This window comes from Candidatus Methylomirabilota bacterium, assembly GCA_035764725.1.
In the GTDB taxonomy this organism is placed as follows: Bacteria; Methylomirabilota; Methylomirabilia; order Rokubacteriales; family CSP1-6; genus DASRWT01.
The window spans coordinates 62,821-86,131 of the sequence record DASTYT010000051.1 but is presented as its reverse complement, the minus strand read 5'-3'; the positions used below and the strand labels follow the sequence as shown (position 1 = coordinate 86,131).

Here is a 23,311-nt window from a genome sequence, read left to right as displayed (position 1 = left end):
GGTTCGTGCCCCGGAACCTCGACGTCTCCCACCTCACCGGGGTCATCACCACGACCACGGAAGAGAGCATCGAGATCGCCCGCCGCCTCGCCGCGGAGGAAGGCATCTTCTGCGGCATCTCCAGCGGCTGCAACGTGGCCGCGGCGCTCAAGCTGGCCCGGCGGCACCCCACACTCCCGTCCATCATCACCATCATCAACGACACCGGGCAGCGCTACTTCACCACCGCGCTCTGCGGGGAGGTCAAGCACGTCGACATCCCGGAGCGCGAGCACCCCATGGACGCCTACACAACGGGCGAACTCAACAGGTACCAGAAAGGCTGGGAGATCCTCCCCTAGCCTCGCCCGCGCGGCGGTTTTTCACGGAGCGCTCCCCTCCGTGGTTTCACTCAGTGAGGGGGAGCGAGATGATGAACGAATACCTGATACACACGCTCGCAAGTCAGCGGATTGACGAGTTAATGCGCGACGCAGGCGCAGTCCGGATCGCAGAGCGGGATGGGCACGGCAAGGCGCGGAGGGCCGCCATCATAAGTGGGGCTCGCGCGCTCCTCCAGCAACTCGCTCGGTCGTTCTCCTACCCGGCCGGCGCCCCGGCGAGCTGGCGCGACACCAGCCGCGCGTAGAGTCCCCCGCGCGCCAGCAGAACGGCGTGGGGGCCCGCCTCCACCACGCGACCCTCGTCCAGCACCACGATCTGATCGGCCCGGCTCACCGTGGAGAGGCGGTGGGCGATGATGAACGTGGTGCGATCGCGGGCCAGTCGCTCCAGCGCGTCGTGCACGGCGCGCTCGTTGACCACGTCGAGATGCGAGGTGGCCTCGTCCAGGATCAGGACCGGCGCGTCCTTCAGGAACGCGCGGGCGATGGCCACCCGCTGCCGCTGCCCGCCGGAGAGGCGCGTGCCCCGCTCGCCCACCATAGTCTCGAGGCCGTCCGGCAACGCCGCCACGAACTCGGCCAGCGCGGCGCGCTCCACGGCAGCGTCGATCTCCGACGTGGTCGCGTCCGGACGCGCCAGGGCCACATTCTCCCGCAGCGTCAGGTGGAAGAGATAGGTGTCCTGCGCCACCAGGGCCACGCGGCCGCGGAGATCGTCCAGGCGAAAACGGCGCGCGTCCGCGCCGCCGTAGCGGACCTCGCCGCGCGCCGGATCCCAGAAGCGAAGGAGCAGCGCCGCCAGCGTGCTCTTCCCCGCCCCCGAGGGCCCCACGATGGCCGCGGTGCTCCCCGTCGGCACGCTGAGCGACACATCGACGAGCGCGGGGCGCAGGCGCCCCGGATACGTGAACGTGACGCCACGCAGCTCGACTGCCGGCGTCGCGGCATCGAGGCGGGGCGCGGCGCCGGGGCCGTCGATGACGGGCACCGGCTCGCCGTGTACCGCGTGAAGCCGCCGCGCCGCCCCAAGCGAGTCGGCGAGCTGGCGCCCGACCTGGGCGATCTCCCAGATCGGCACGAACGCCGACATCGCGAGGAGGGTCATCAGCGGCAGCAGCCCCGCCTCGAGCCGGCCGCTCGCCACCAGCACGGCGCCCGCCCAGATCACCGCGAGCCCGCCCACGCCGGTGGCGACCTCCTGCAGCGAGGCCTGGATGGCGAGATCGCGCAGGAGCGGCAGCCGGGCCTCCGCATAGTCGCGCGCTAGCCGCGCGAAGGCAGCCCCGCGCGCGGGCGCCGCCCCGAAGGCGAGCAGCTCCCCGAGCCCCTGCACCGAGTCCACCGCGTGCGCGTTCATGGCGCCCGACGCCTCGCGGGCGGCGGCGCCGAGCCGGTCGATGCGTCCGCGGCCGAGGATGGGGCTCAAGAGCCCGAGGGCGAGGAACGGCAGGAGGACGAGCGCGAGCATCGGGCCGTGGACCCCGAGGGTGATCAGCACGGCCATCGGCACGAGAATGGCCACGAAGGCGGGCGCCACGGTGTGGGCGAAGAAGTACTCCACCAGCTCCACGTCCTGCGTGGCGACGCTGACGAGATCGCCGCTGCGCCGGCGCACCAGGTAGGCGGGCGCGAGCGACTCGAGCTTCCAGTAGAGATCCATCCGCATATCGTGCAAGAGCCGATACGCGGCGTCGTGGGCGATCCACGACTCGAGCCAGTGCAGCACGCCGGCCAGGGGCGCGACGACCAGCAGCGCCACCACCAGGCCGCCGAAGGGCTCTCCGCGCTTCACCGCCGCCGCCACGAGGGCGCCGAGGACGCCCACGCCGATCAGGGCCGCCACCCGCAGCAGGCCGAGCACGAACGCCAGCGTGAGGCGAGGCGCCTCGCTCCGCGCGAGGCCCAGCAGCACGCGCAACGCCGTGGACCAGCCCATCCCACGCGCCGGCACCAGATCGTCGGCGTCGGTCGACGCCTCACCCCGCTCCTCCACGGGATCCTCGTCGAGCGCGCCGGGGCCGGCGCCGTTCACGGCGACGCCAAGGTTTTCCGGGGCGCCGTTGCCGAGCTGCCCCGCCATGAGCCGGGCGTACACTCCCCCCTGGGCCAGGAGGGCCGCGTGCGGACCCGCTTCGACGACGCGACCCGATTCCATCACTAGGATGCGGTCGGCGCCGATCACGCTGGAGAGCCGATGCGCCACGATCAGGGTGGTGCGACCGACCATCAGTCGGTCGAGCGCGGACTGCACCAGCGCCTCGCTCTCCGCGTCCACGGAGGACAGGGCCTCGTCCAGCACGAGAATGGGGGCGTCCCGCAGCAAGGCCCGCGCGATGGCGATGCGCTGACGCTGGCCGCCGGAGAGGCGAACCGCGCGCTCGCCGACCCGCGTCGCGTAGCCCTGCGGCAGGCGGCGAATGAACTCGTGCGCGTTCGCGGCGCGCGCGGCCGCCTCGAGCTCGGCCTGAGTGGCGTCGGGCTTGCCGAGGCGGAGATTCTCCTCCACCGTCCCATGGAAGAGATACGTATCCTGGCTAACAACGGCGATGGAGCGACGGATCTCGTCGGGTGGCAGGCTCCGGAGATCGTGACCGCCGATACGCACGCGCCCGCCCTGCGGATCGTGGAAGCGGAGCAGCAGCTTCACCACCGTGGACTTGCCGGCGCCGCTCGGCCCCACGATCCCCACGCGCTCGCCCGCTCGCACGTCGAGCGAGAGCTCGTCGTGGGCGACGCGGCGCGCGCCCGGATAGCGGAAGGTCACCGCCTCGAAGGCCACCGCGGGCGCCAGTGGTCGCGCGCCGCTGGCCCCGGCCGCCGAGGGCGGCACCTCGGGCGTGGCGGAGAGCAGGGCGAACACGCCCTCGGCGGCCGAGCGGCCCAGCATGCCCTGATGGAGCAGGGAGCGCAGCTCACGCAGCGGCCGGAATACCTCCACGCCCAGCATGAGGATGACCAGCAGCGCGGGCAAGCCGAGCGCGCCGCCGGCCACGCGGTACGCGCCCCACGTGAGGGCCAGCGCCGCCCCCATGGCCAGCCCCACGTCCGTGATGCCGCGCGCCGCGGTGTTCGCGCCCAGGACCCACATGGTGCTCTGGAGCAAGGCGCGGCTCTTCGCGCTGAGCCGCTCGCCCCAGGCCCGGCTCTGGCCGAAGGCCTTGAGCGTGCCGAGCCCCTGGATGGCGTCCAGCAGCTCGGCGCCGAAGGCCGCGTAGGCCCGACTCCGCGCCAGGCTCGCCGCGCTCTCGCTCCGGTGCCAGACCATGGGCGCGACCAGCGTGAAGAGCGCGGCGGCCAGCATGATGAGTCCGATGCGCAGGTCGAGCACGGCGACTGCCACGAAGATGAGCGGTGGGGTGAGGAGCGCCACGAAGAGCTGCGGGAGATACTGGCCGAAGTAAACCTCGAGCTGCTGCACCGCCTCGACCAGGGACAGGGTCACGTCGCCCGTGCGGCCGCCCACCACGTGCGCCGGCCCCAGCGCGACGAGGTGGGCGTAAAGGCGCTCGCGGAGTGTGGTTTGCACGCGCGCCGCCGTCTCGTGTGCCACCATGGCGCGCCAGTACTCGAGGATGCCGCGGAGGACGATCACCGCCGCGGTCGCCGCCATCGGCACCGCCAGCGCGAGGGCGCCGTCGCCGGCAGCGACCCGCGCGAGCAGCCAGCCGAGGAGGGCCAGGCGGGCGATGCCGGCCGCCACCGCGAGCAGGCCGATCAGCACCGCGGCGACGATGCGGAGGCGCACGCCCTCGGTCAGCGCCCAGAGCCGACGGTCGATGTACATACGGCGGGAGACCCGAGTATAGCACCCGGCTCAGGCGGCTCCCCGCCGCCGACCGCTAGCGACCGCGGAGAATCGCCTCCAGGCGGGCGCTTGCGCGCTCCCAATCGAACTCGCGCCGGATGAAGGCCTGGCCGGCGCGCGCGATGCGATCGCGCAGCACCGGCTCGTTCACCATCCGCGCCAGCGCGTGCGCCAACGCGTCGATGTCGCGGCGGGGTGCGACGAGCGCCGTCTCGCCGTCGTGGGCATAGTCCCGGCAGCCGCCGTTGTCGTAGGTCACCAGCGCGGCGCCGCAGGCCATGGCTTCCATGGGCGGCATGCCAAGACCCTCATCCCACGAGGGACAGAGATAGATCGGGCAGTGGCCGTAGAGCCACGCGAGCCGGTCCTGGGGCAGGTCGGCATGGAACTCGTCGTAGGGGCTGGGGCCTTTCGGCGGCTTCATGCCGAAGCCCACGAGGCAGAGCTCCCGGTGTCGGGCCCGCACGCGGCGCATCGCCTCGACGCCGTCGGCCACGCCCTTCCACGCGTACTCGTGGTGGAGCATGAGCACGCGCAGCCGTCCGTCGCCTCGCTCGAGCGGCACGGGATGAAACAGCATCGGATCCACCGGGGTCACGAGCACCTCGGCGACGGCCCCGAACTTCTCGCGCATGACGTCGGCCAGCCACGTGGAGATGCAGACCTTCCGGAGCGGGAGGCGATACGTCTCGTCCACGCGGGCCGCGTCACCGTGATAGAGGCTCTCGTAGTGCTGCACGAGATAGAATTTGGCGCCGCAGCGGTCCGGCGCCGCCGCCACCGCGTCGGCGCTCTGCCACGCGGTGGCCACGAGCGCGTCGCCGGCGGGGAGGCGCGACGGATCCCACGCGGTCACCCAGCGCAGGCGCGCGCGGAAGCCCGGGATCCAGTCGGGGACCGGCTGGGATCGATTGCGCCGCCACGCGCGCCACCGCGAGCCGGCGGGCACGATCACGGACACGTCGTGGCCGCGGCGCACCAGCCGGTCGGCGTAGGTCAGGATGGCGCGCACGCCCCCCGCGATGCGGACGTGTGGCGAGAGAAAGGTGATGCGCACGACGCGGGTTAGATCGCCATCGAGACCTGGCCGGTGCGCCGGTAGGCCGCCGGGTCCAGCTCCACATTGATGCCATAGACCTCGCCGGAGCCGAGCGCGCGCTCGAGCGCGGGCCGGATCGCGGCGGGGTCGGTGACGTGAATCCCCTTCCCGCCCAGCGACTCCACGAGACGGTCGTAGCGCGTGAGGGGGAGCGAGGTGCCCACCGCGCGCTCGGCGCCAAAGAAGGACAGCTGTGGGTTGCGGATCTGCCCCCAGCCGCCGTCGTTGCCCACGATCACCGTCATGGGGAGGCGGAAGCGCACCGCAGTCTCGATCTCCATGCCATTGAGCCCGAAGGCGCCGTCGCCCGCGATCAGCAGCACGCGATCCGCGGGACGGAGGAGCTTGGCGGCAAGGGCGAAGGACGGCCCCACCCCGAGGCAGCCGAAGGGGCCCGGATCCATCCACTGTCCCGGCCGCTGGAGCGGCACGATCTTGGACGCGCAGCCGACCACGTCGCCCCCGTCGCCCACCACGGTGGTGCCCGCGTCCACGACGGCCGCGATCTCGTGGGCCATGCGGTAGTGGCTGATGGGCACGTCGCTCGACTGGCGCTCGGCCATCAGCTTGGCCTGGCTCTCCGCCTCCTTCTTGCGAATCGATCCCAGCCAGTCCCTGCCCCGCGTGGCCTGGCCCGCGGGCAGCGCGTCCGCGAGCTGGCGCAGCACGAGGCCGATGTGCCCGACGAGCCCGAGCGCGAGCGGGCGATTGCGGCCCAGCTCGACCGCATCGCAGTCCACCATGACGACTTGCGCGTCCTCGGCGAAAGACGGCGGCCGGCCGTAGCCCAGCCGGAAGTCGAGGGGCGCGCCCAGGACGAGCACGAGGTCCGACTGGCCGAGCGCCATCCCCCGAGCCTGGCTGAACGCGAGCGGATGATCGCTGGGCAGGGAGCCGCGCCCGGCGCCGTTCATGAACACCGGGACGCCCGCGCCCTCGGCGAAGCTCTGGAGATCCTTGGCCGCGTCGTCCCAGTAGACCCCGCTCCCCGCCATGATGACCGGCCGCTTCGCTCGCATCAGTAGGTCCGCGAGGCGCGCGATCCCGTCGGGGTCGGCGGCCTGACGCTCGCGGTGGACGTACTGCGTCGGGATGGGCGCCAGGCGATCCTCGACCAGGGTCATGAGCAGATCGACGGGAATCTCGACGAACACGGGGCCGGGGCGCCCGGTGAGCGCGGTACGGATGGCGGTGGTCAGCACCTCGGGAATCTGCCGCGTCTCCGCCACCGACCACGATCCCTTCGTGATCGGGCGGAGGAGCCCGACCTGCTCCGTCTCCTGGAGCGCGCCGAGCCCGCGCAGGCCGAGGGGCGCCGCGCCGCCGATGAGCAGCACCGGGCTGCGCGCCGAGTAGGCGTTGGCCACGCCGGTCACCGCGTCGGTGACGCCCGGCCCCGCCGTCACGACGGCGACGCCGACATTGCGTGTGAGGCGCGCGTAGGCGTCGGCGGCATGCGCCGCCGCCTGCTCGTGCCGCATGTCCACCACCGCGATGTTCTCGGTGATGCAGCCGTCGTAGATGGGCAGGATGTGCCCGCCGCAGAGCGTGAAGATGTGCCCGACACCCGCCTGCGCGAGCGTGCGCGCGACCAGATGCCCGCCGCTGAGATCCGCCATGATACCGTCCTCGCTCGCCGGTGCTAGCCGCCGGGGGGAATGAGCCTGAACGAGGCGATGATACCCTCGATCACCCGGTCGTAGCCGGTCTCCGTGCGCGCGGCGTCGAGGTGCCGGCGGTGAGCGAACAGCTCGACCACCTCACCGTCACGGATGGGCATGAGGTAGTAGAACGCGGCGTCTCCGTAGGGGCCGGGATAGCCGGGCAGTCGGTACACCTCGCGGCCGCCGCTCGTGGTCTTCCACTGGTCGCGAAAGAAATGCCGGCGCAGGAAGTCGGCCTTCTGCCCGCGCGAGGGCGTCACCGTGATCGAGGCGACGTCGCCGACCGGAACGGCGTCGAGCGTGCGACGCATGCCCAGGCGCGAGGGCTCCACCAGCGCGATCGCATGGGCCCACGGCGACACCTGGCCGGTCTCGCGCAGCCGCGCTTCCATCTCGGGCGTGGCGGATCCTTGTAGCGGCCCACCACGAGTGGATCGGGATAGCTGAACTCGAAACCCCACTCCGCGCTGCGGTATGTGTGGGCGGCCGCCGCAGCGGAGACGACGGTCAAAACGATGAGCGGCACGAGCGGCGCCCGCGCCGCGCGGCCGATCACCAGAACTTCTCCCACTTCACGCTCTTCCGATCCATCCCCTTGGCGACGAGCGCCTGCCGTACCAGCTTGATCGTGGCCTCGCCGCCGCACACATAGACGACGGAGCGATCGACGCTGTGCACGAGGCGATCCACCGCCTCGTGACACTCGCCCCGCTCGCCGCGCCAGCCCGGCGACGGCTCGCGAAGCACCGGGAGATAGGAGAAGCCTTTGTGATCGCGCGTGAGGGCCCGGAAATCCGCCTCATAGAGGAGCCATGACGGGTTGCGCGCCCACTGGATCAGGGCGGCCCCGCCGCCGAAGCCCCCGCCGTAGAGGTCGAGCAGGATGGACCGGATCGGCACCACGCCGATCTCCTCGGCGATGAACACCGGGCGCCGCGTGTCCGCGCGGTCGAGCACGAAGCCGCCTGTGGGCCCCTTGAACGTGACGGGGTCACGCGGCTTGAGCCCCCGGATCCACTGGGAGCCGAGCCCACTTGGCGACACGTCCACGGAGAGAGTGAAGCGCTCACCGGTTTCCGGCGCCGAGGCCATGCTGTAGGCGCGCACGATCTTGGGGCCGAACGGCACCGACACCCACTGGCCCGCCGCGAAGGCGAAGGTCGGTGGATCGACCATGCGGAGATCGACCTCGATGACGTCGGGATTGAGGGCGCGGACCGCCTCCACCTCCGCCCGGCACTCCCGCGGCCGAGGGGCCACGCGCTAGTGGCCGCGGAAGCGCGGCATGATGTCGGCGGCGATGGTCTCGAGCTGCGCGGCCTCGTCCGCGGGATCGCAGATCGGGTTCATAAGGAAGTAGCCGCAGCCGCCCGCGACGAATCGCTCCATCGTCTCCTGGCACTGCGCGGGCGTGCCGATGATGCCGTACTTCCCCGTGAGCGGCCCGAAGTCCTGCGCGTAGCGCCGGCTCAGCCGCTCCACCCACGCGCGCTCGGCCGCCTCGTAGTCCTTCCCCACCGTGATGAAGGCCAGATGCGCCGCGACGAACCCGTCGAGCCGGCGCCCGGCCGCGGCCGCCGCGGCGCGGATCTTCTCGACGCTCGCCTTGTAGCGCTCCGGCTGCACGACGTAGGACACCCAGCCGTCGCCCTGGCGGCCCGCGCGGGCGAGCGCCGCGTCCGAGCGCCCGCCGATCCAGATGGGCGGCCCCGGGCGCTGCACCGGCTTGGGATCGAGGCTCAAGGCCTCGAACGACGTGAAGCGCCCCTTGAAGCTGGCGGGCGTGTCGCGCCAGAGGGCGCGGACCACGTCGATACCCTCGGTCACGCGCGCGCCGCGCTCCGTGTGCGGGATGCCCGACGCCTCGAACTCCTTCGGGTTCTCGCCACCCACGCCGACCCCGAAGATCAGCCGCCCTTCCGACAGGGCGTCCAGCGTCGAGGTGATCTTGGCGGCGATGGTGGGGTGCCGGAGGGCGAGGAGATAGACCGCGGTGCCGAGGCGTATCCGCTGCGTGACGCTCGCGTACGAGGCGAGCAGCGTCAGCGACTCGTAGATCGGCCCGTGGAAGGACACGTGGTCGCCCGTCCAGAGCGATTCGTAGCCCAGGGCTTCCACGCGGCGGGCGAGCGCCCACTGCTCCTGCGGCGGGTGCATCGAGAGGAACGCGCCGAAGCCGATCATGTATCCGCTCGCCTCGCCTGCGGCTCCGGCTCGCCAATCAACGGGGGAAGGCGTCCTTCACGCCGCCGTCCACCGCGATGCTGCAGCCGGTGGTCTTGGCGGAGCGGTCGGACGCGAGGAAGAGCACGGCCTCCGCCACGTCCTCGGGCAGGATCGGCCGGGCCAGGATGTTGCGCTTGCGATAGAAGTCCTCGAGGTCGTCCACGCTGATGCCCTGGGCGCGGGCGCGCTCGCGGCGCACGTCCTCCGACCAGAGCTTGGAGTCGCGGAACACGGCGTCGGGGTTCACGATGTTCGACCGGATGCCGTGCGGCCCGCCTTCGAGCGCGAGGACCTTGGCGAGCTGCGCCTCGGCGGCCTTGGCGGCGGAGTAAGCCGAGAAGTCCTTGCCCGGCGACATCACGTTCTTGGTGGCGACGAAGACGAACGCTCCGCCCAGCCGCTGGGCCTTGAGCACGCGCATGGCCTCGCGGGCGATCAGGAAGTGGCCGGTGCTGTTCACCGCGAACGAGCGCTCCCAGTCGGCCAGCTCCATGGAGTCCACGGGCGCGGAGTGGGCGATGCCCGCGTTCGACACGACGATGTCGAGGCCGCCGTAGGCGAGCACGGTCTCCTCGAGGGCACGCCGCACCGAGGTCTCGCTGGTCACGTCCAGGGCGAGCCCGAGGGCGCGGCCGGCGCCCTGGGCGGCCAGCACCTCGTCCGCCACCTTGCCCGCCCCCGCGCCGTCCACGTCGGCCACCACCACGTGGGCGCCCTCGGCGGCCAGCCGCAGCGCCACCGCGCGACCGATGCCGCCCGCCCCGCCCGTCACGAGCGCGATGCGCCGGGCCAGCTCCTTCTCTGGCGGCGCCTGCTGGAGCTTGTAGAGCTCGAGCGGCCAGTACTCCACGTCGAAGGCGTCGCGGGCGGACAGGGAGACATAGGGCCCAAAGCTCGTGGCCGCCCCCTGCACCGAGACGGTGTGGTGGTAGATGTCGTCGACGATGCCCGCGGTGCGACGGTCCTTCCCCGTCGTGAACATGCCGAGCCCGCCCACCACGATCACGCGCGGGTAGGCGTCGACCAGCGTCGCGCCCTCGCGGTTGTGCGCCTCGAAGTAGGCGGTGTAGTCCCGGACGAAGCGCGCCACCCCCGCCTCGAGCGCGGCCTTCACCGCCTCGGCGTCCCCGGGTCGATCGAGGGGAATGAAGCATGGCAGCCGCTTGGTGTAGATCGTGTGGTCGGGGGTCGCGGGGCCGATCTCACAAAGAGCCGCCGCGTCCCGAGAAGACGCGAACTCGAGGATGTCCGGCGCGTCGTCAAAGTGGACGATCTGCCGCCGCTCGCTCCCCACTAGCCCGCGCAGGTGCGGCGCCACCGCCAGGGCCACGCGCCGACGCTCGTCGGCCGCGGGAGGCGTGAGCGCGACGCCACCGAAGCGCGCCCGGCCCTTCGCGCGGTGGGCGATCGCTTCCTCGGCCCTGCTGATCAGCTCGATGGTGGCGAGGTAGGCGTCCTTCACCGTGTCGCCCCAGCAGATGGTGCCGTGCTTCTGCAGCAGCATGGCGCGGAGGCGGGGCCTGGCCGCGAGGGTGTCCGCCACCTCCTTGGAGATGCGGAAGCCGGGCCGCCGGTACGGCAGCGCCACGACCTCGTCGTCGTAGACCTCCTGGAGCACCCGGGCGGCGTTCGCGTTGTTGGTCAGCGAGACCACGGCGTCGGCGTGGGTGTGAAAGACCGCCGGCGCGGACAGGAAGCCGTGGAGGAGGGTCTCGATCGACGGCCGCGCGCCGCCGGGATCCTGCAGCGCGAAGCGGAGATAGTCGACCATCTCGGCGTCGCCCATGTCCTCGCGCGGGAGCAGCGCCTCGATGTCGTCCATGCGGACGCCGGGGAAGTCCTTCTTTTGGATGCTCTTGAGGTCGGAGCCCGAGCCCTTCACGCGGAGCACGCGGCACTCACGGCCGCGATGGTCGCGCTCGGTCTGCTTGATGGACGTGTTGCCCCCGCCCCACACGACGAGCGAGGTCTCGGCGCCGATCAGCCGGGACGCGTAGACGAGGAGATCGAGGCCCCCGAGCGTGGCCGCGGTCGCGTCATCCCAGCGGGAGTTCATGCCGCCTCACCATACCCGAATCGGCCCCCGGGGTAAACGCGATCCATCGGTCAGCGGAGGAGGCCGCCCGCGTAGACGAGCTCGTACACGGGCCGGCCCGCCAGCCCGATGCGCTCGACACCACGAAAGCGCTCGGGTCCGCCCTCCCACTGATTGCCGTAGACGAACTCGCCTTCCTCGTAGGCGGCGGGGCCCCGATAGGGCCGGCTGGCCGGGATGAGGAGCAGGGCCCGCCGCAGGAAGGCGTACACCTCCCGGGGCGGCCGGGCGCGTCCGGCAGGAGCGCGCCCGCGTACACCATCGCCCAGACCGGCACGTCCTCGTGACACACGGTCTCCTGGCCCGAGAAAGCAGCCAGACCGAAGTAGACGTCTCGGTAGAGCCACTCGAGATCGCGATACTCGAGCTGCCGCGAGCCGGGCACGAGCGGCGGGTTCACCCCGGCCTCGTCACCCCGAGAGGCGTAGGTGCGGCGCTTGGCCTCGACGAGGAACGACGTGAGCTCGGCGACGTTCACCCGCATGAATGGAACCCTCCTCGGCACCGCGTTTGACAGACGGGACGCACGGCACCTATCCTAACGATGCCGCCCGTAAGGCGAAAGCCGGAGCCCGCCCCGGAGGACACTGGACATGAAGGGCCTCATCATGGATTACCCGCTGACGCTCACGCACTTCTTCGAGCGGACGCGGAAGATCTTCCATCGGAAGACCCTCGCGACCCGGGTGCCGGGGGTCGGGCTGCAGCGCTACACCTACGCGGACTACGCGGACCGGGTCTGCCGCCTGGCCGCCGCCCTCAAGCGGCTCGGGCTCAAAAGAGGCGACCGCGTCGGCACCTTCGCGTGGAACTCGCACCGGCACATGGAGGTGTACTTCGCGGCGCCGCTCATGGGCATGGTGCTCCACACCGTGAACATCCGCCTCTCGCCGCAGGACATCACCTATATCGTCAATCATGCCGAGGACCGGGTCCTCATCGTGGACGCGAGCCTCTGGCCCCTCCTGGAGCCGATCAAGAACGACCTCAAGTCGGTGAAGCACTTCATCGTGATGAAGGACTCGCCGACGGCGGAGATCCCCACGGGCACGTTCGACTACGAGGCGCTGCTCGCGGACGCCCCGCCCGTCGAGTCGTGGCCCAAGCTCGAGGAGACCGACGCCGCGGGCATGTGCTATACCTCCGGCACCACCGGCCATCCCAAGGGCGTGCTCTACACGCACCGCGGGATCTTCCTCCACTGCTTCGCGTCGTCCACGGTGGACGTGCTGGGCATCTGCGAGCGCGACGTGATCCTGCACATCGTGCCCATGTTCCACGCCAATGCGTGGTGCGTGCCGTTCGCCGGCGTGATGAACGGCTCCACCCAGATCTTCGGCGGCCCCAACCCGCAGCCGCGCGACATCATCGAGATCGTCCACGCGGAGAAGGTCACGCTGGTGGGCGCGGTGCCCACGGTGTGGATCGCCATCCAGGCCATTCTCGAGAAGGAGCCGCACTGGGACATCTCGTCGATCCGCTGCATCCCCATCGGCGGCTCGGCGGCGCCGCGAACGCTGATCGAGGACTTCGACAAGAAGTACGGCGCGTACATGCTCCACGCCTGGGGTATGACCGAGATGAGCCCGCTCGGAACGGTGTGCCGCCCCCGCTCCTACACCGACGGCCTGCCGGACGACGAGCGCTACGCCATTCGCGCCAAGCAGGGCTCGGTGGTCGCGGGCGTGGACATGCGCATCGTGGACGACGCGGGGCACGTCCAGCCCTGGGACGGGAAGGCGGTGGGCGAGATCCAGGTGCGCGGGCCGTGGGTGACCAGCGGCTACTACAACAATCCGGCCGGCGCCGCCCAGTTCACCGACGACGGCTGGTTCCGCACCGGCGACGTGGCGTCGATCGACCCCGACGGGTACGTGCAGATCACGGATCGCACCAAGGACCTCATCAAGTCCGGCGGCGAGTGGATCTCGAGCGTGGACATGGAGAGCACCATCATGGGGCATCCCAAGGTGCTCGAGGCCGCCGTCATCTCCGTCCCGCACGAAAAGTGGGTGGAGCGCCCGCTGGCCTGCGTGGTCGCCAAGCCCGAGTGGAAGGGACGGCTCACCAAGGAGGAGATCCTCGACTACCTCGCGCCGCGGGTGGCGAAGTGGTGGCTGCCCGACGACGTCGCGTTCATCGAGGCGGTGCCCAAGACCAGCGTGGGCAAGTTCGACAAGAAGGTGCTTCGCGAGCGCTTCAAGAGCTGGAAGCCGCCGGCCTGAGCCGGCCGCGCGGTGCCCTGGGTCTATCTCCTCCACTGCGGTGACGGCTCGCTCTACGCGGGCTCGGCCAAGGACCTCGACCGCCGCCTCGCCCAGCACGCGGCGGGTCGCGCCTCGCGCTACACCCGGTCTCGTCTTCCGGTGAGACTCGTTTGGTCGCGCCGCGTGCGCACCTGGTCCGCGGCGCTGCGCGAGGAGGCGCGGCTCAAGGGCCTGCGGCGGCCGCAGAAGGACGCGCTCCTCACCGCCCCCGCCTCCCCTGCGTCCCCTCGGCGGCGCGCGTGACCCCGGCGACGCTGCTCTCCGTGCAGGGCGTGGCCAAGGCCTACGGGGCCGCGCCGCTTTTCGAGGATCTCTCGCTGACGCTGGTCGAAGGTGACCGCGTCGGCCTCGTGGGACCGAACGGCTCCGGCAAGACCACGCTGCTGCGCCTCCTGGCCGGCCTCGAGACGCCGGATGCAGGCGCGCGGTCGCTTCGACGCCAGGCCCGCCTGGGCTACGTGCCGCAGGAGCCGACCTTCGTGCCCGGCGTGTCGGTGGAAAACGTGGTCGCCGCCTCGGTGCGCGAGTCCAGCGACCCGGCGGCGGTGGACCCGGCGGCGGCGGCGCTGCGTGTGTCGATGGCGCTCTCGCGCGCGGCCTTCACCGAGCCACGCGCGCGGGTGGACGATCTTTCCGGCGGATGGCGCAAGCGCCTCGCCATCGTGCGCGAGCTGGCCCGCCGACCTGACGTGCTGCTCCTCGATGAGCCCACCAACCACCTGGACGTGGACGGCATCCTCTGGCTGGAGGAGGCGCTGCGAGAAGGCGCGACGTGCTATCTGACCGTCAGCCACGACCGCTGGTTCCTCGAGCGCGTCGCGGAACGGATGATCGAGCTGAGCCGCGCGCATCCGTCCGGGCTCTTCCAGGTGGCGGGGCGCTACAGCGACTTCCTCGTCGCGCGGGACGAGGCGCTGCGCGCCGACGCCGCCTATCAGGAGACCCTCGCCAATCGCGTGCGCCGCGAGATCGAGTGGCTCCGACAGGGCGCCAAGGCGCGCTCGACCAAGCAGCAGGCGCGGATCAACGAAGCCGGGCGGCTGATGGACGAGCTGGCCGCCGCGCGGGGGCGCGCCGCGAGCGCCCGCGCCGACATCGACTTCGCGGCGTCGGGGCGCCAGACCCGACGCCTCCTGGTGGCGCGCGGGCTCGCCGTCTCGCGCGGCGGGCGGCTCATCCTGCGGGAGCTCGACCTCGTCCTCGGCCCGGGCACCCGCGTGGGCCTGATCGGGCCCAACGGCAGCGGCAAGACCACGGTACTGCGCCTGCTCGACGGCACGCTTGCGCCCGACGCGGGCGAGGTCGAGCGCGCCGCGGGCCTGCGCATCGCCCACTTCGACCAGCACCGGGCCGGGCTCGACGAGAGCGCGCCGCTCCGCCGCGCGCTGGCGCCGGAGAGCGACAGCGTCATCTATCAGGGCCGCGCGCTGCACGTCGCCGCCTGGGCCAAGCGCTTCCTCTTCCGCCCGGAGCAGCTGGCCCTGCCCGTGTCACGGCTCTCGGGCGGAGAGCGGGCGCGCGTGCACCTCGCCCGCCTCATGCTGGAGCCCGCCGATCTCCTGCTCCTCGACGAGCCCACCAACGATCTGGACATCCCGACCCTCGAGGTCCTGGAGGAGAGCCTGGCGGAGTTCCCGGGCGCGGTCGTGCTGGTCACGCACGACCGCTTCCTGCTGGACCGCGCCGCCACCGCGATCCTTGCTCTCGACGGCGCGGGCGGCGCGGAGTGGTTCGCCGACACCGCCCAGTGGGAGGTGGCGCGGCGCGAGGCCGCGCGTCCGGCGGGCGCGGCGGCGAGCCCCGCCCGGGCCGCCGCCCCCCGTGAGGCGCAGGGGGTCAAGCGCCTCAGCTACACCGAGCGTCGGGAGTGGGAGGGGATGGAAGCGGCGATCGAGACCGCCGAGGCGGCGCTCGCGTCGAGCCGCGACGCGCTGGAGGATCCCGGGGTCGCATCGGACTCCGCCGCCCTCGCCGCGCGCTACGCCGCGGTGGAGGCGGCGCGCGCGCAGGTCGACGCGCTTTATGCGCGCTGGGCGGAGCTCGAGGGGAAGCAGCGCGGCGAGCCGCGCGAGCCGGACTAGCTGCGGTCGGGCGTGTTCCAGAGGAAGGCGCGCGGATTCACCGGCTGCCCCTTCACGTGCACCTCGTAGTGGAGGTGCGGACCGCTGCTGCGGCCGGTGTTGCCGGTGAGCGCGATGATGGTACCGCGCTCGACACGCTGTCCCTGGCGCACCTGAATCTTCGAGAGGTGGCCGTAGAGGGACTTGAGCTCGTTGCCGTGGTCGAGGATCACGCAGTTGCCGTACTCACCGCCCGGCCCCGCGAACACCACGGTGGCGCTGGCCGGCGCCTTGACCGGCGTGCCCATCTGCGCGGCGATGTCGAGCCCGCTGTGGTGCTCGATCGCCTCGCCCCACGGCGACTTGCGGCGGCCGAACTCCGAGTTCACCGCGCCGCGCACCGGCCAGCGCGACGGCATCGCCTGGATGGCCTTGCCCGCGGAGGTGATGACCCGCTCGAGCGCGCGCACCTTCGGACCCTCCTCCAGCACGCTGGCCGCGAGGGCCTCGACCTCCTCGTAGACCTGCGGCTTGTCGCTCTCCGGATCCGTGTGCAGCGGGCCGGTGCCCCCCCCCATGCCGGAGGTGGTGGTCCCGAGGGCCCCGCCGGGACGCGGCGTGCCGCCGTCGGGCCCGAAGGGCTCCGCCATCCGCGCATGGATCTCCTTCCACGTGGCGATCTCCTTGCGGACCTCGCCGATACGCTTCTGGAAGGAATCCACCAGCGCGCGCTGCTCGGCCGCTTCCCGGTGCGCGGCGGCCAGCGTCATCGCCTGGGTCTTGAGCGTAAGGTACTCGGCGGTGGCCATGCCGAGGGCCCCCGTCGCCGCCGAGATGACCGCCGCCACCACGCAGGTCGCCACGCGGGGGACGTGCAGGGTGCGAGTGCGGCCGCCATCCGCCCGCATGAACAGCAGGTGATGGAACAGCCGCCCGCGACTCTTGCGCGCGACGTACCAGTTCATGACTGAAGCGCCACCACCGACACCTTCGTCGGCTCGATTGCGGGGCGGGGCCGCGTCATGCGGCAGTGCCCCTCGAGGAAGACGCCCTCCTCGATCACCACGACCGCCGCCTCGATGTCCCCCGTGACGCGCGCGGTCGCCTTGAGCTCGACCCGGTCGGTCGCGATCACGTTGCCCGCGATCTCCCCGTGCACGATCACCGAGCCCGCGCGGACGGTCCCCTGGATCCTGCCGCGCTCACCGACGATGAGCGTGTCGCTGGAATCGATCTCGCCGCGGAGCTTGCCGCTGAACATCACGGTCCCACTACAGCTGTAGTGGCCCTCGAACTCCGAGCCTTCGTCCATGAAGGCGTTGAGGTTGCCCCGGAGGTGCGGCGTGTTCGGGCGTCGAGCTTTGAGCCACATGGCCGCCCTAAGGCAGCAAGGCGGATACCAAGGTCCGGGCGGGTCCGGATCGAACGACTTTTTCCAAAAGGACGAGGACTTACCAATTCTCCCGTGATGGGAGAAGGTCAGGGACCCGACGTCACGGCCTCACACGTTGACACCGGTGACACTCCCGGTGTCGTAGATGGGGACAGACGCCGGCCCCTCTAGCGGTCCGCGCCGGAATTCGAGCCGGGGCCGGCTACCCGGAACTGCCTGTTTTCTTGCAGATGGCGCGGACGGCCGCCCAGTCCGACGGCTCGAGGGCCGGGCGGCTGGCCGGGGGGGCGCCGGCGGCGAGCTGACGCAACCGGGTGGCCCGGTCGGCCGAGCCGGGGTGGCTCGACAGGTACTTGAGCAGGCCCGAAGGGTCCTTTCCCTTCCGCTCGAGCCTCTCGAAGAACTCGATCATGCCCTCGGGATGGAACCCGGCCGCAATCACGAGCTTCATGCCCTGCTCGTCGGCCTCGGCCTCCGCCGCCCGGCTGTACCGGAGCTGCCCCAGGACCCGCGCGCTCTCGAGCCCATAGGCCATGGCGCCGCTCACGTCCCCGGTGAGCGCGGTGATGAGGAGGCCCGTCGAGAGATGCTGCACGAGGGCCTTGGTGGAGTGACGCTGCAGCACGTGCTGCATCTCGTGGGCGAGCACCCCCGCGAGCTCCTCGGGGCTGCGCGCCTCGTCGATGAGCCCGCGCAGCACGACGATGTAGCCGCCGGGCGCCGCGAAGGCGTTCACGGTCTTCGTGTCGACCACCTGAATGCGGAACGTGTAAGGTGACGGCGGCCCGGCGGCGACCAGGGTGGCCAGCAGCGACTCGAGCGCCCGCTGGCCGTCCGGCTCGCGGCAGACCTTCTCCTTCGGGACCATGCTGTCGATCACCGAGCGGCCGAGATCCTGCTCCCACGCGACGGGCACCCGTGCCGCCACCACGCTCGCGGCGGCGGGAATGCCCCAGAGATAGAGGCCGGCGCAGATGGCCACGATGGCCACCGCGGCCGCAACCGTGTAGGCCACTCGCCGCCCGCGACGGCGCGGATCGTGGAAGCGCCGCCCCGGCGCCTGGGCGATCTCGCGCAGGTCCTCGAGGAAGGCGGAATCGGCGATGACGATCGACTCTGGCAGGTCGCTCCCCCGCTCGAGCCGTACCTCTTCGCCGACATGCCAGCCCTGCGTCTGCCGCACCTCGGCGTAGGGCCAGAACGCGGTGGCGCCGCCCTCGGGCACGATCTCGATCCCGGTGCGCGTGAGGTGCACCCGCGCGGGGCGGCGCACCGGCGCGCGCCCGTCGAGATAGTGGCCGGTCCAGTCCGTGCGCATGCCGAGGAGACTCGACCTAGCCGAGGTCGAGGGTGCCGACGTCGAGCAGACCGGCGAGACCCTCGCCGGTGGTCGAGGCAGCGCGCGCGTCCTGCTGGATCGTGTCGAGGTCGAGCGCTCCCACCAGGGAGAGGTTGCGCGCCAGGAAGCGCGCCGACCGCACCTGGGCCCACGGCCAGCCGAGCCCCAGCGTGACGATGAGCAGAATGAAATTCCCGAGCATCAGCCATAGAAGGGGACCGCCGCGCGTGGTGTTACGGAAGCGTGCGGCGCCGAACGTGGTGTGCTCCCAGAAGTAGCGACGCCTGCGCGCGAGATACCAGAACCAGCAGAGCCCCAGCGTCAAGGGGGTCAGGACGAGGCTGAGCACGAAGCGGCCGAAGAGTCCTCCGCTCGTGCCGTCGAAGTCGAACTTGCGGTTGCCGAACCACGAGTGACGGGTGAGGAAGGCGTGACGGCCCACGTCGAGCACCGGGTACCAGAGGCCCAGCGTGAGCGAGACGAGCAGCGTGTTGACGATGAAGAACTTGACGAACTCCCACGCCGAGCCGCGGAACGAGAAGCGGATGCCGCGCCAGGAGCTGCGGCTCAGCCGGTAGCGGCGCGCGCCCACGATGGCGAGGGGCAGGAACACGGTCGCGATGATGGAGCTGAGGACCGTCGCCACCACCTTGAGGGCCACCCAGGGGGCGAACGCTCGCAGGAGGTACAGGAGGTAGAGCGGCAGCAAGAAGAAGAGCATGGCCTTCAGGAAGCCGAGGAAGAGCTCGCGCCCCGTGCCGTGATAGGCGAACCGATCGCCCGCGATCTCCGACTGCCCCCAGACGTACTTCCGCACCCGCGTCTTGCCCCAGAAATAGTAGACGCCGAGGGTGGCGATGGTCAGGAGCACGTTGACGATGTGAATGCCGAACAGCGACCCGCCCCGTCCGTGGAAGACGAAGCGATGCGTCTCGCCCCCCGCGAACGGAGGCGGCGGCTCGCTGGGCCGCGGCGCAGGCGGCGGCGGCACGATCACCGGAGGCGGCGGCGGGGGCGGCGTGATTCCGGACGGCGGCGCGGGCGGCGGAGGCGTCACGACGGACGGCGCCGGCGGCGCGGATCCGGAGGAGGATGGCTCGGGCGGCTTGCGGAAGAACGAGGGCTGGCCTCCCGGCCCCTGCGGCGCTGGCCCCGCCATGTCCGCACTATCGGGGCCGCGCCGGGCGCGTGTCAAGTTATGCGAGGGTTCCCAGCGCGCGCAGCACGACCTCCGGCGTGATGGGCTGGCGCGTGACCCGCGCGCCGAGCGGCGCGAGCGCGTCGTTGACTGCATTGAGCACCGCGCCCGGCGCGCCCGCCGTGCCCGCTTCTCCCGCGCCCTTGAACCCGCCCTCGGCGAACGCGGTCGGCGTCTCGACGTGCCCCACCACGATGTCCGGCATCTCGGCGGCCATGGGCACGAGATAGTCGGCCATGGTCCCGGTGAGGAGCTGGCCGGCGTCGTCGTACACGCAGTGCTCGAAGAGCGCGGCGCCGATGCCCTGCACGATGGCGCCGCGGAGCTGCTCGTCGACGAGCCGCGGGTTGATGATGCGGCCGCAGTCCTCGACCACCCAGTGGCCCAGCAGCCGCACGAAGCCGGTGGCGACGTCGACCTCGACGTGCGAGAGCTGGATGCCGTTGGTGAAGGCGAAGCCCTGGTGGCGCGGCACGTAGTGCCGGGTCACCGTCAGCTCGGCCTGGAAATCCTTGGGCAGGGTATCGGGCCGGAAGTAGGCGACCCGCCCCAGCTCGGCGAGATCGAAGCGCACCTCGCCGCTGGCCGCGTCGACCACCTTGCCGCGGCGGAGGTCCAGGTCGTCGGGCTCGCACTGGAGCATGGCGCCGGCGACGCGGAGGATGTTCGCCTTGAGCGCCTTGCCCGACTGGAGCGCCGCCTCGCCGCCGATCCCGGCGCCCCGCGAGGCCCACGTCCCGCCGCCGTATGGCGACACGAGGGTGTCGCCGGTGAGCACGCGCACGCGCTCGATCGGCACGCCCACCGCGGTCGCGACCACCTGCGCGAGCATGGCGTCGGTTCCCTGCCCCTGCTCGGTGACGCCGGTGGTGCAGGTCACCGCGCCGCTGGGCTCGAGCTTCAGCGTGCAGCCGTCCTGTGAGGAGATGCGGGCCCCGCCCACGCCGTAGAAGGCGGGCCCGGGGGTGGTCAGCTCGATGAAGGCGCAGAGGCCCAGACCGCGGTAGACGCCGCGGGCGCGCAAGGCGTCGCGCTCGGCGCAGAGCGCGCGATAGCTCGCGAGCGCGAGCAGGCGGTCGAGGCACTCCTCGTGGGACAGGCGCTCGAAGAAGTAGCCGGTCTGCGACGTGTAGGGGTACATCTCCGCCGTGACGTAGTTCCGCCGCCGCACCTCCACGGGATCGAGCCCCAGCTCCCGCGCCACGCGATCCACCATGCCCTCCATGACCGCGAAGGCGACCGGGTGACCCACCGCGCGGTACTGGCACATCGGCGTCTTGTTCTGGAAGACCACGCGCAGCCGGGCCGCGTAGTTGCGGAAGCGGTAGACGCCCGGCGTGAGCCTCACCGTCTGGTTCCCCTCCACCGCGCTGGTCCGCGGGTACACCGAGTAGGGGCCGATGCCGGTGAGATCGTCGACCCGCATGCCGAGGATGGTACCGTCGCGCCGCACCGCCACCTCGGCGGTGACGCGATGATCCCGCGCGTGAATGTCCGACTGGAACGACTCGAGGCGGTCGGCGACGAACTTGACCGGCCGGCCCAGCAGCACCGCCAGGGCGCAGGTCGCCATCTCGTCGGGATAGATGTGGACCTTGATGCCGAAGGAGCCGCCCACGTCCTTGCAGATCACCCGTACGTTCTCCTCGGGCAGCGCGAGATGGCGGGCGAGGATGTCCTGCATCATGTTCGGCGCCTGGAACGAGTGATACACGGTGAGCCGGCGCTCGGTGGGATCGAAGTCGGCGAGGATGGCCCGCGGCTCCAGCGTGACGCCGGTGTGGCGGCCCATCCAGAAGGTGTCGCGGTACACGTGATCGGCGCCCGCGAAGGCGCCGTCGGGATCGCCGGACTCGAGCTCGAGGGAGAACGCGAGGTTGTCGCCGAGCTCCGGATGGATCACCGGCGTCTCCGGGGCCAGCGCCCTCTCGGCGTCGGTGACCGCGGGCAGCGGAGCCCACTCGACCGCGAGGCGCGCCACCCCGTCCTCGGCGAGCGCACGGCTCTCCGCCACCACCGCCGCCACCGGTTCCCCCTGCCAGGTCGCGCGCCCGCGGGCGAGCGGATGCTGGCGCGCCGACTTCATGCCCTGGAAGTGCGCCAGGGTACCCACCCAGCCCGCGCAGACGCTCGCCATCTCGTCGCCCGCAATCACCCGCACGACACCCGCGAGCGACGCGGCGGCGCGCGCGTCCAGGGACACCACGCGGGCGTGGGCGTGCGGGCAGCGCAGGAAGGCCGCGTGGAGCATGCGCGGGAGGTGGAGATCGTCGGTGAACTGCCCCCGCCCGGCCAGGAGGCGCGCCGCCTGCGGGCGCACGATGCTGCGGCCGATGTAGCTCTCGCCCTCGGGGATGCGCGCGGGCGCGTCAGCCATGCGAGGCTTCCCGGCGCACGCGAGCGGCGGTGAGGACGGCTTCCACGATGGCGTGGTAGCCGGTGCAGCGGCAGTAGTTGCCCGACAGGCCGCGGCGCGCCGACGCCGCGTCGAGGGCGGGATCGTCGCGCAGGAGGGCGTCCGCGGTGAGGAGCATGGCCGGCGTGCAGAAGCCGCACTGGAGCGCGTTGGCCTCGGCGAAGGCGCGCTGCAGATCCGCGATCTCGCCGGAGGCGGCCACGCCCTCGATGGTCTCCACCCGGCTGCCGTCGCACTGCGCAGCCAGCATGAGGCAGCCGCGCGCGAGGGCCCCGTCCACCCGCAGCGTGCAGGCGCCGCAGACACCGTGCTCACAGCCCACATGCGACCCGGTCAGCTCGAGGTCCTCCCTGAGGAAGTCGACGAGGCTCTTGCGCGCCTCCACCCGCCGGCGGACGGCGACGCCGTTGACGATGAGCGCGATCTCGACCTCGTGGCGGGCGTCCATCGCCTTACGCGCCCGTCACGAGGGCGGCCAGCGCGCGCGCCATCAGCACCCGGGCGAGGTGGCGACGTAGGGCCGCGCTGGCGTGCACGTCGCTCGGCGGATCGAGGTCGGCATCGAGCGCGCGCCCAGCCTCGGCGAGCGTGGCCGCGTCCGGGTGTCGGCCCGCCAGGACCGCCTCGCCGCGCGTCGCCCGCACCGGCGTGAGCCCCACCCCCGCGAAGACGAGCCGCGCCTCCGCGATCGCGCCGCCGTCGACACGCGCGGCGGCGGCGAGGGCGACGAGGGCGTAGTCGCCGTGGCGCCGCGCCAGCTCGTCGAAGTGGAAGCGCCACGCCGCCGCCCGCGTCGGAAACACCGCGGCGGTCAGGATCTCGCCGGGCTCGAGCGCGGTCGCGTAGATGCCGCGAAAGAAGCGCGCGGCGGGAATCTCGCGCTCGCCGGCCCGTCGCGCCACGCGGAGGATGGCGTCCAGCGCCACCGCGCAGGCCGGCAGCTCGGCGGCGGGATCGCCGAGGGCCAGGCTGCCCCCGAAGGTGCCGCGCGTCCGCAGCGCGAGGTGCGCGACGTGGGGCATGGCCTGGGCGATCAGCTGAGCATGCTGCGCGACGAGCGGCGAGCGCAGCACCGCCTCCTGGCGCGCGAGAGCGCCGATCACGAGGCCCTCGGGCGCCAGGCGGATCCCGTCCAGCCCGGGCACGCGGTTGATGTCGACGAGGGCGGAGGGCTGGGCGAGGCGCATGTTGAGCGCGGGGACCAGGCTCTGCCCGCCGGCGAGCACGCGGGCCTCGGGGCCGAGCCGCGCGAGCGACTCGAGCGCCTCGTCGAGCGTGGCGGGACGGCAATACGCGAAGGGCGCCGGTTTCATCGGGCCAAGTCCGCGGGAAGTCTACCTTGACACCTGGAAAAACGGGCTGCTAT

At 71.9% G+C, this 23,311-nt stretch carries 19 protein-coding genes and 1 pseudogene; 4 read left to right on the top strand and 16 right to left on the bottom strand.

The genetic code is table 11. From position 1 onward, the window contains the following. Positions 1-341, top strand: a 341-nt coding sequence (locus VFX14_09185) for an O-acetylhomoserine (thiol)-lyase (GenBank protein ID HEU5189850.1), incomplete at its 5' end; no start/stop codon positions are given. 238 nt (positions 342-579) lie between these two features. On the opposite strand, the gene VFX14_09180 is transcribed toward VFX14_09185, so the two are convergent. From VFX14_09180 to VFX14_09140, 9 genes and pseudogenes are all read right to left on the bottom strand, one after another. Then, the gene (locus VFX14_09180) at positions 580-4,167 is read right to left on the bottom strand and encodes an ABC transporter ATP-binding protein (protein ID HEU5189849.1); all 3,588 of its coding nucleotides are present in this window, start codon (positions 4,165-4,167) and stop codon (positions 580-582) included. Positions 4,168-4,222: 55 nt separating this feature from the next. Continuing rightward, a complete protein-coding gene (locus tag VFX14_09175) occupies positions 4,223-5,245 on the bottom strand; it encodes a glycosyltransferase family 4 protein (protein HEU5189848.1) in 1,023 nt (340 codons plus the stop codon). Between the two features lie 8 nt (positions 5,246-5,253). Further along, on the bottom strand, positions 5,254-6,906 hold the full coding sequence (locus VFX14_09170) for a thiamine pyrophosphate-binding protein (GenBank protein HEU5189847.1): 1,653 nt from the start codon (positions 6,904-6,906) through the stop codon (positions 5,254-5,256). 23 nt (positions 6,907-6,929) lie between these two features. Further along, on the bottom strand, positions 6,930-7,343 hold the full coding sequence (locus VFX14_09165; protein ID HEU5189846.1) for a hypothetical protein: 414 nt from the start codon (positions 7,341-7,343) through the stop codon (positions 6,930-6,932). A gap of 160 nt (positions 7,344-7,503) precedes the next feature. After that, positions 7,504-8,178, bottom strand: a complete 675-nt coding sequence (locus VFX14_09160) for an FAD-dependent oxidoreductase (GenBank protein HEU5189845.1) — start codon at positions 8,176-8,178, stop codon at positions 7,504-7,506. A gap of 36 nt (positions 8,179-8,214) precedes the next feature. Continuing rightward, entirely contained in the window at positions 8,215-9,135 is a 921-nt protein-coding gene (locus tag VFX14_09155) for a TIGR03619 family F420-dependent LLM class oxidoreductase (GenBank protein HEU5189844.1), read from the bottom strand. A 37-nt stretch (positions 9,136-9,172) separates the two neighbouring features. Next, a complete protein-coding gene (gene rhaD, locus VFX14_09150) occupies positions 9,173-11,233 on the bottom strand; it encodes a bifunctional rhamnulose-1-phosphate aldolase/short-chain dehydrogenase (GenBank protein ID HEU5189843.1) in 2,061 nt (686 codons plus the stop codon). Positions 11,234-11,283: 50 nt separating this feature from the next. Beyond that, complete coding sequence (locus VFX14_09145; protein HEU5189842.1) at positions 11,284-11,484, bottom strand: DUF5680 domain-containing protein; 201 nt, start codon at positions 11,482-11,484, stop codon at positions 11,284-11,286. A gap of 69 nt (positions 11,485-11,553) precedes the next feature. Further along, positions 11,554-11,756 (bottom strand): annotated as a pseudogene (locus tag VFX14_09140) (hypothetical protein). 109 nt (positions 11,757-11,865) lie between these two features. Between VFX14_09140 and VFX14_09135 the strand changes: the two are divergent. From VFX14_09135 to VFX14_09125, 3 genes are read left to right on the top strand one after another with little or no spacing between them, the layout of a single operon-like run. Continuing rightward, positions 11,866-13,497, top strand: coding sequence for a long-chain fatty acid--CoA ligase (locus VFX14_09135; GenBank protein HEU5189841.1), 1,632 nt, complete (start codon positions 11,866-11,868; stop codon positions 13,495-13,497). A 12-nt stretch (positions 13,498-13,509) separates the two neighbouring features. Continuing rightward, the gene (locus VFX14_09130; protein ID HEU5189840.1) at positions 13,510-13,782 is read left to right on the top strand and encodes a GIY-YIG nuclease family protein; all 273 of its coding nucleotides are present in this window, start codon (positions 13,510-13,512) and stop codon (positions 13,780-13,782) included. Continuing rightward, on the top strand, positions 13,779-15,620 hold the full coding sequence (locus VFX14_09125) for an ABC-F family ATP-binding cassette domain-containing protein (GenBank protein ID HEU5189839.1): 1,842 nt from the start codon (positions 13,779-13,781) through the stop codon (positions 15,618-15,620). Before VFX14_09130 ends, VFX14_09125 begins: the two co-directional genes overlap by 4 nt. Here VFX14_09125 and VFX14_09120 read toward each other — a convergent pair. The 7 genes from VFX14_09120 to VFX14_09090 all read right to left on the bottom strand — a co-directional run bounded on the left by VFX14_09120 (position 15,617) and on the right by VFX14_09090 (position 23,258). Continuing rightward, complete coding sequence (locus tag VFX14_09120; protein ID HEU5189838.1) at positions 15,617-16,564, bottom strand: M23 family metallopeptidase; 948 nt, start codon at positions 16,562-16,564, stop codon at positions 15,617-15,619. The genes VFX14_09125 and VFX14_09120 overlap by 4 nt on opposite strands. Then, positions 16,561-16,971, bottom strand: a complete 411-nt coding sequence (locus tag VFX14_09115) for a polymer-forming cytoskeletal protein (GenBank protein HEU5189837.1) — start codon at positions 16,969-16,971, stop codon at positions 16,561-16,563. Before VFX14_09115 ends, VFX14_09120 begins: the two co-directional genes overlap by 4 nt. 223 nt (positions 16,972-17,194) lie before the next feature. After that, entirely contained in the window at positions 17,195-18,310 is a 1,116-nt protein-coding gene (locus VFX14_09110; protein ID HEU5189836.1) for a M48 family metallopeptidase, read from the bottom strand. A 16-nt stretch (positions 18,311-18,326) separates the two neighbouring features. Next, positions 18,327-19,490: a YjgN family protein gene (locus VFX14_09105; protein ID HEU5189835.1), complete on the bottom strand. Its 1,164-nt coding sequence runs from the start codon at positions 19,488-19,490 to the stop codon at positions 18,327-18,329. A gap of 37 nt (positions 19,491-19,527) precedes the next feature. Then, positions 19,528-21,906: a xanthine dehydrogenase family protein molybdopterin-binding subunit gene (locus VFX14_09100; GenBank protein ID HEU5189834.1), complete on the bottom strand. Its 2,379-nt coding sequence runs from the start codon at positions 21,904-21,906 to the stop codon at positions 19,528-19,530. Further along, positions 21,899-22,393: a (2Fe-2S)-binding protein gene (locus tag VFX14_09095; protein HEU5189833.1), complete on the bottom strand. Its 495-nt coding sequence runs from the start codon at positions 22,391-22,393 to the stop codon at positions 21,899-21,901. The genes VFX14_09100 and VFX14_09095 overlap by 8 nt, the downstream gene beginning before the upstream one ends. 4 nt (positions 22,394-22,397) lie before the next feature. Beyond that, positions 22,398-23,258 (bottom strand): xanthine dehydrogenase family protein subunit M, encoded by an 861-nt coding sequence (locus VFX14_09090; protein HEU5189832.1) that lies wholly within the window; start codon positions 23,256-23,258, stop codon positions 22,398-22,400. Positions 23,259-23,311 lie beyond the last annotated feature (53 nt).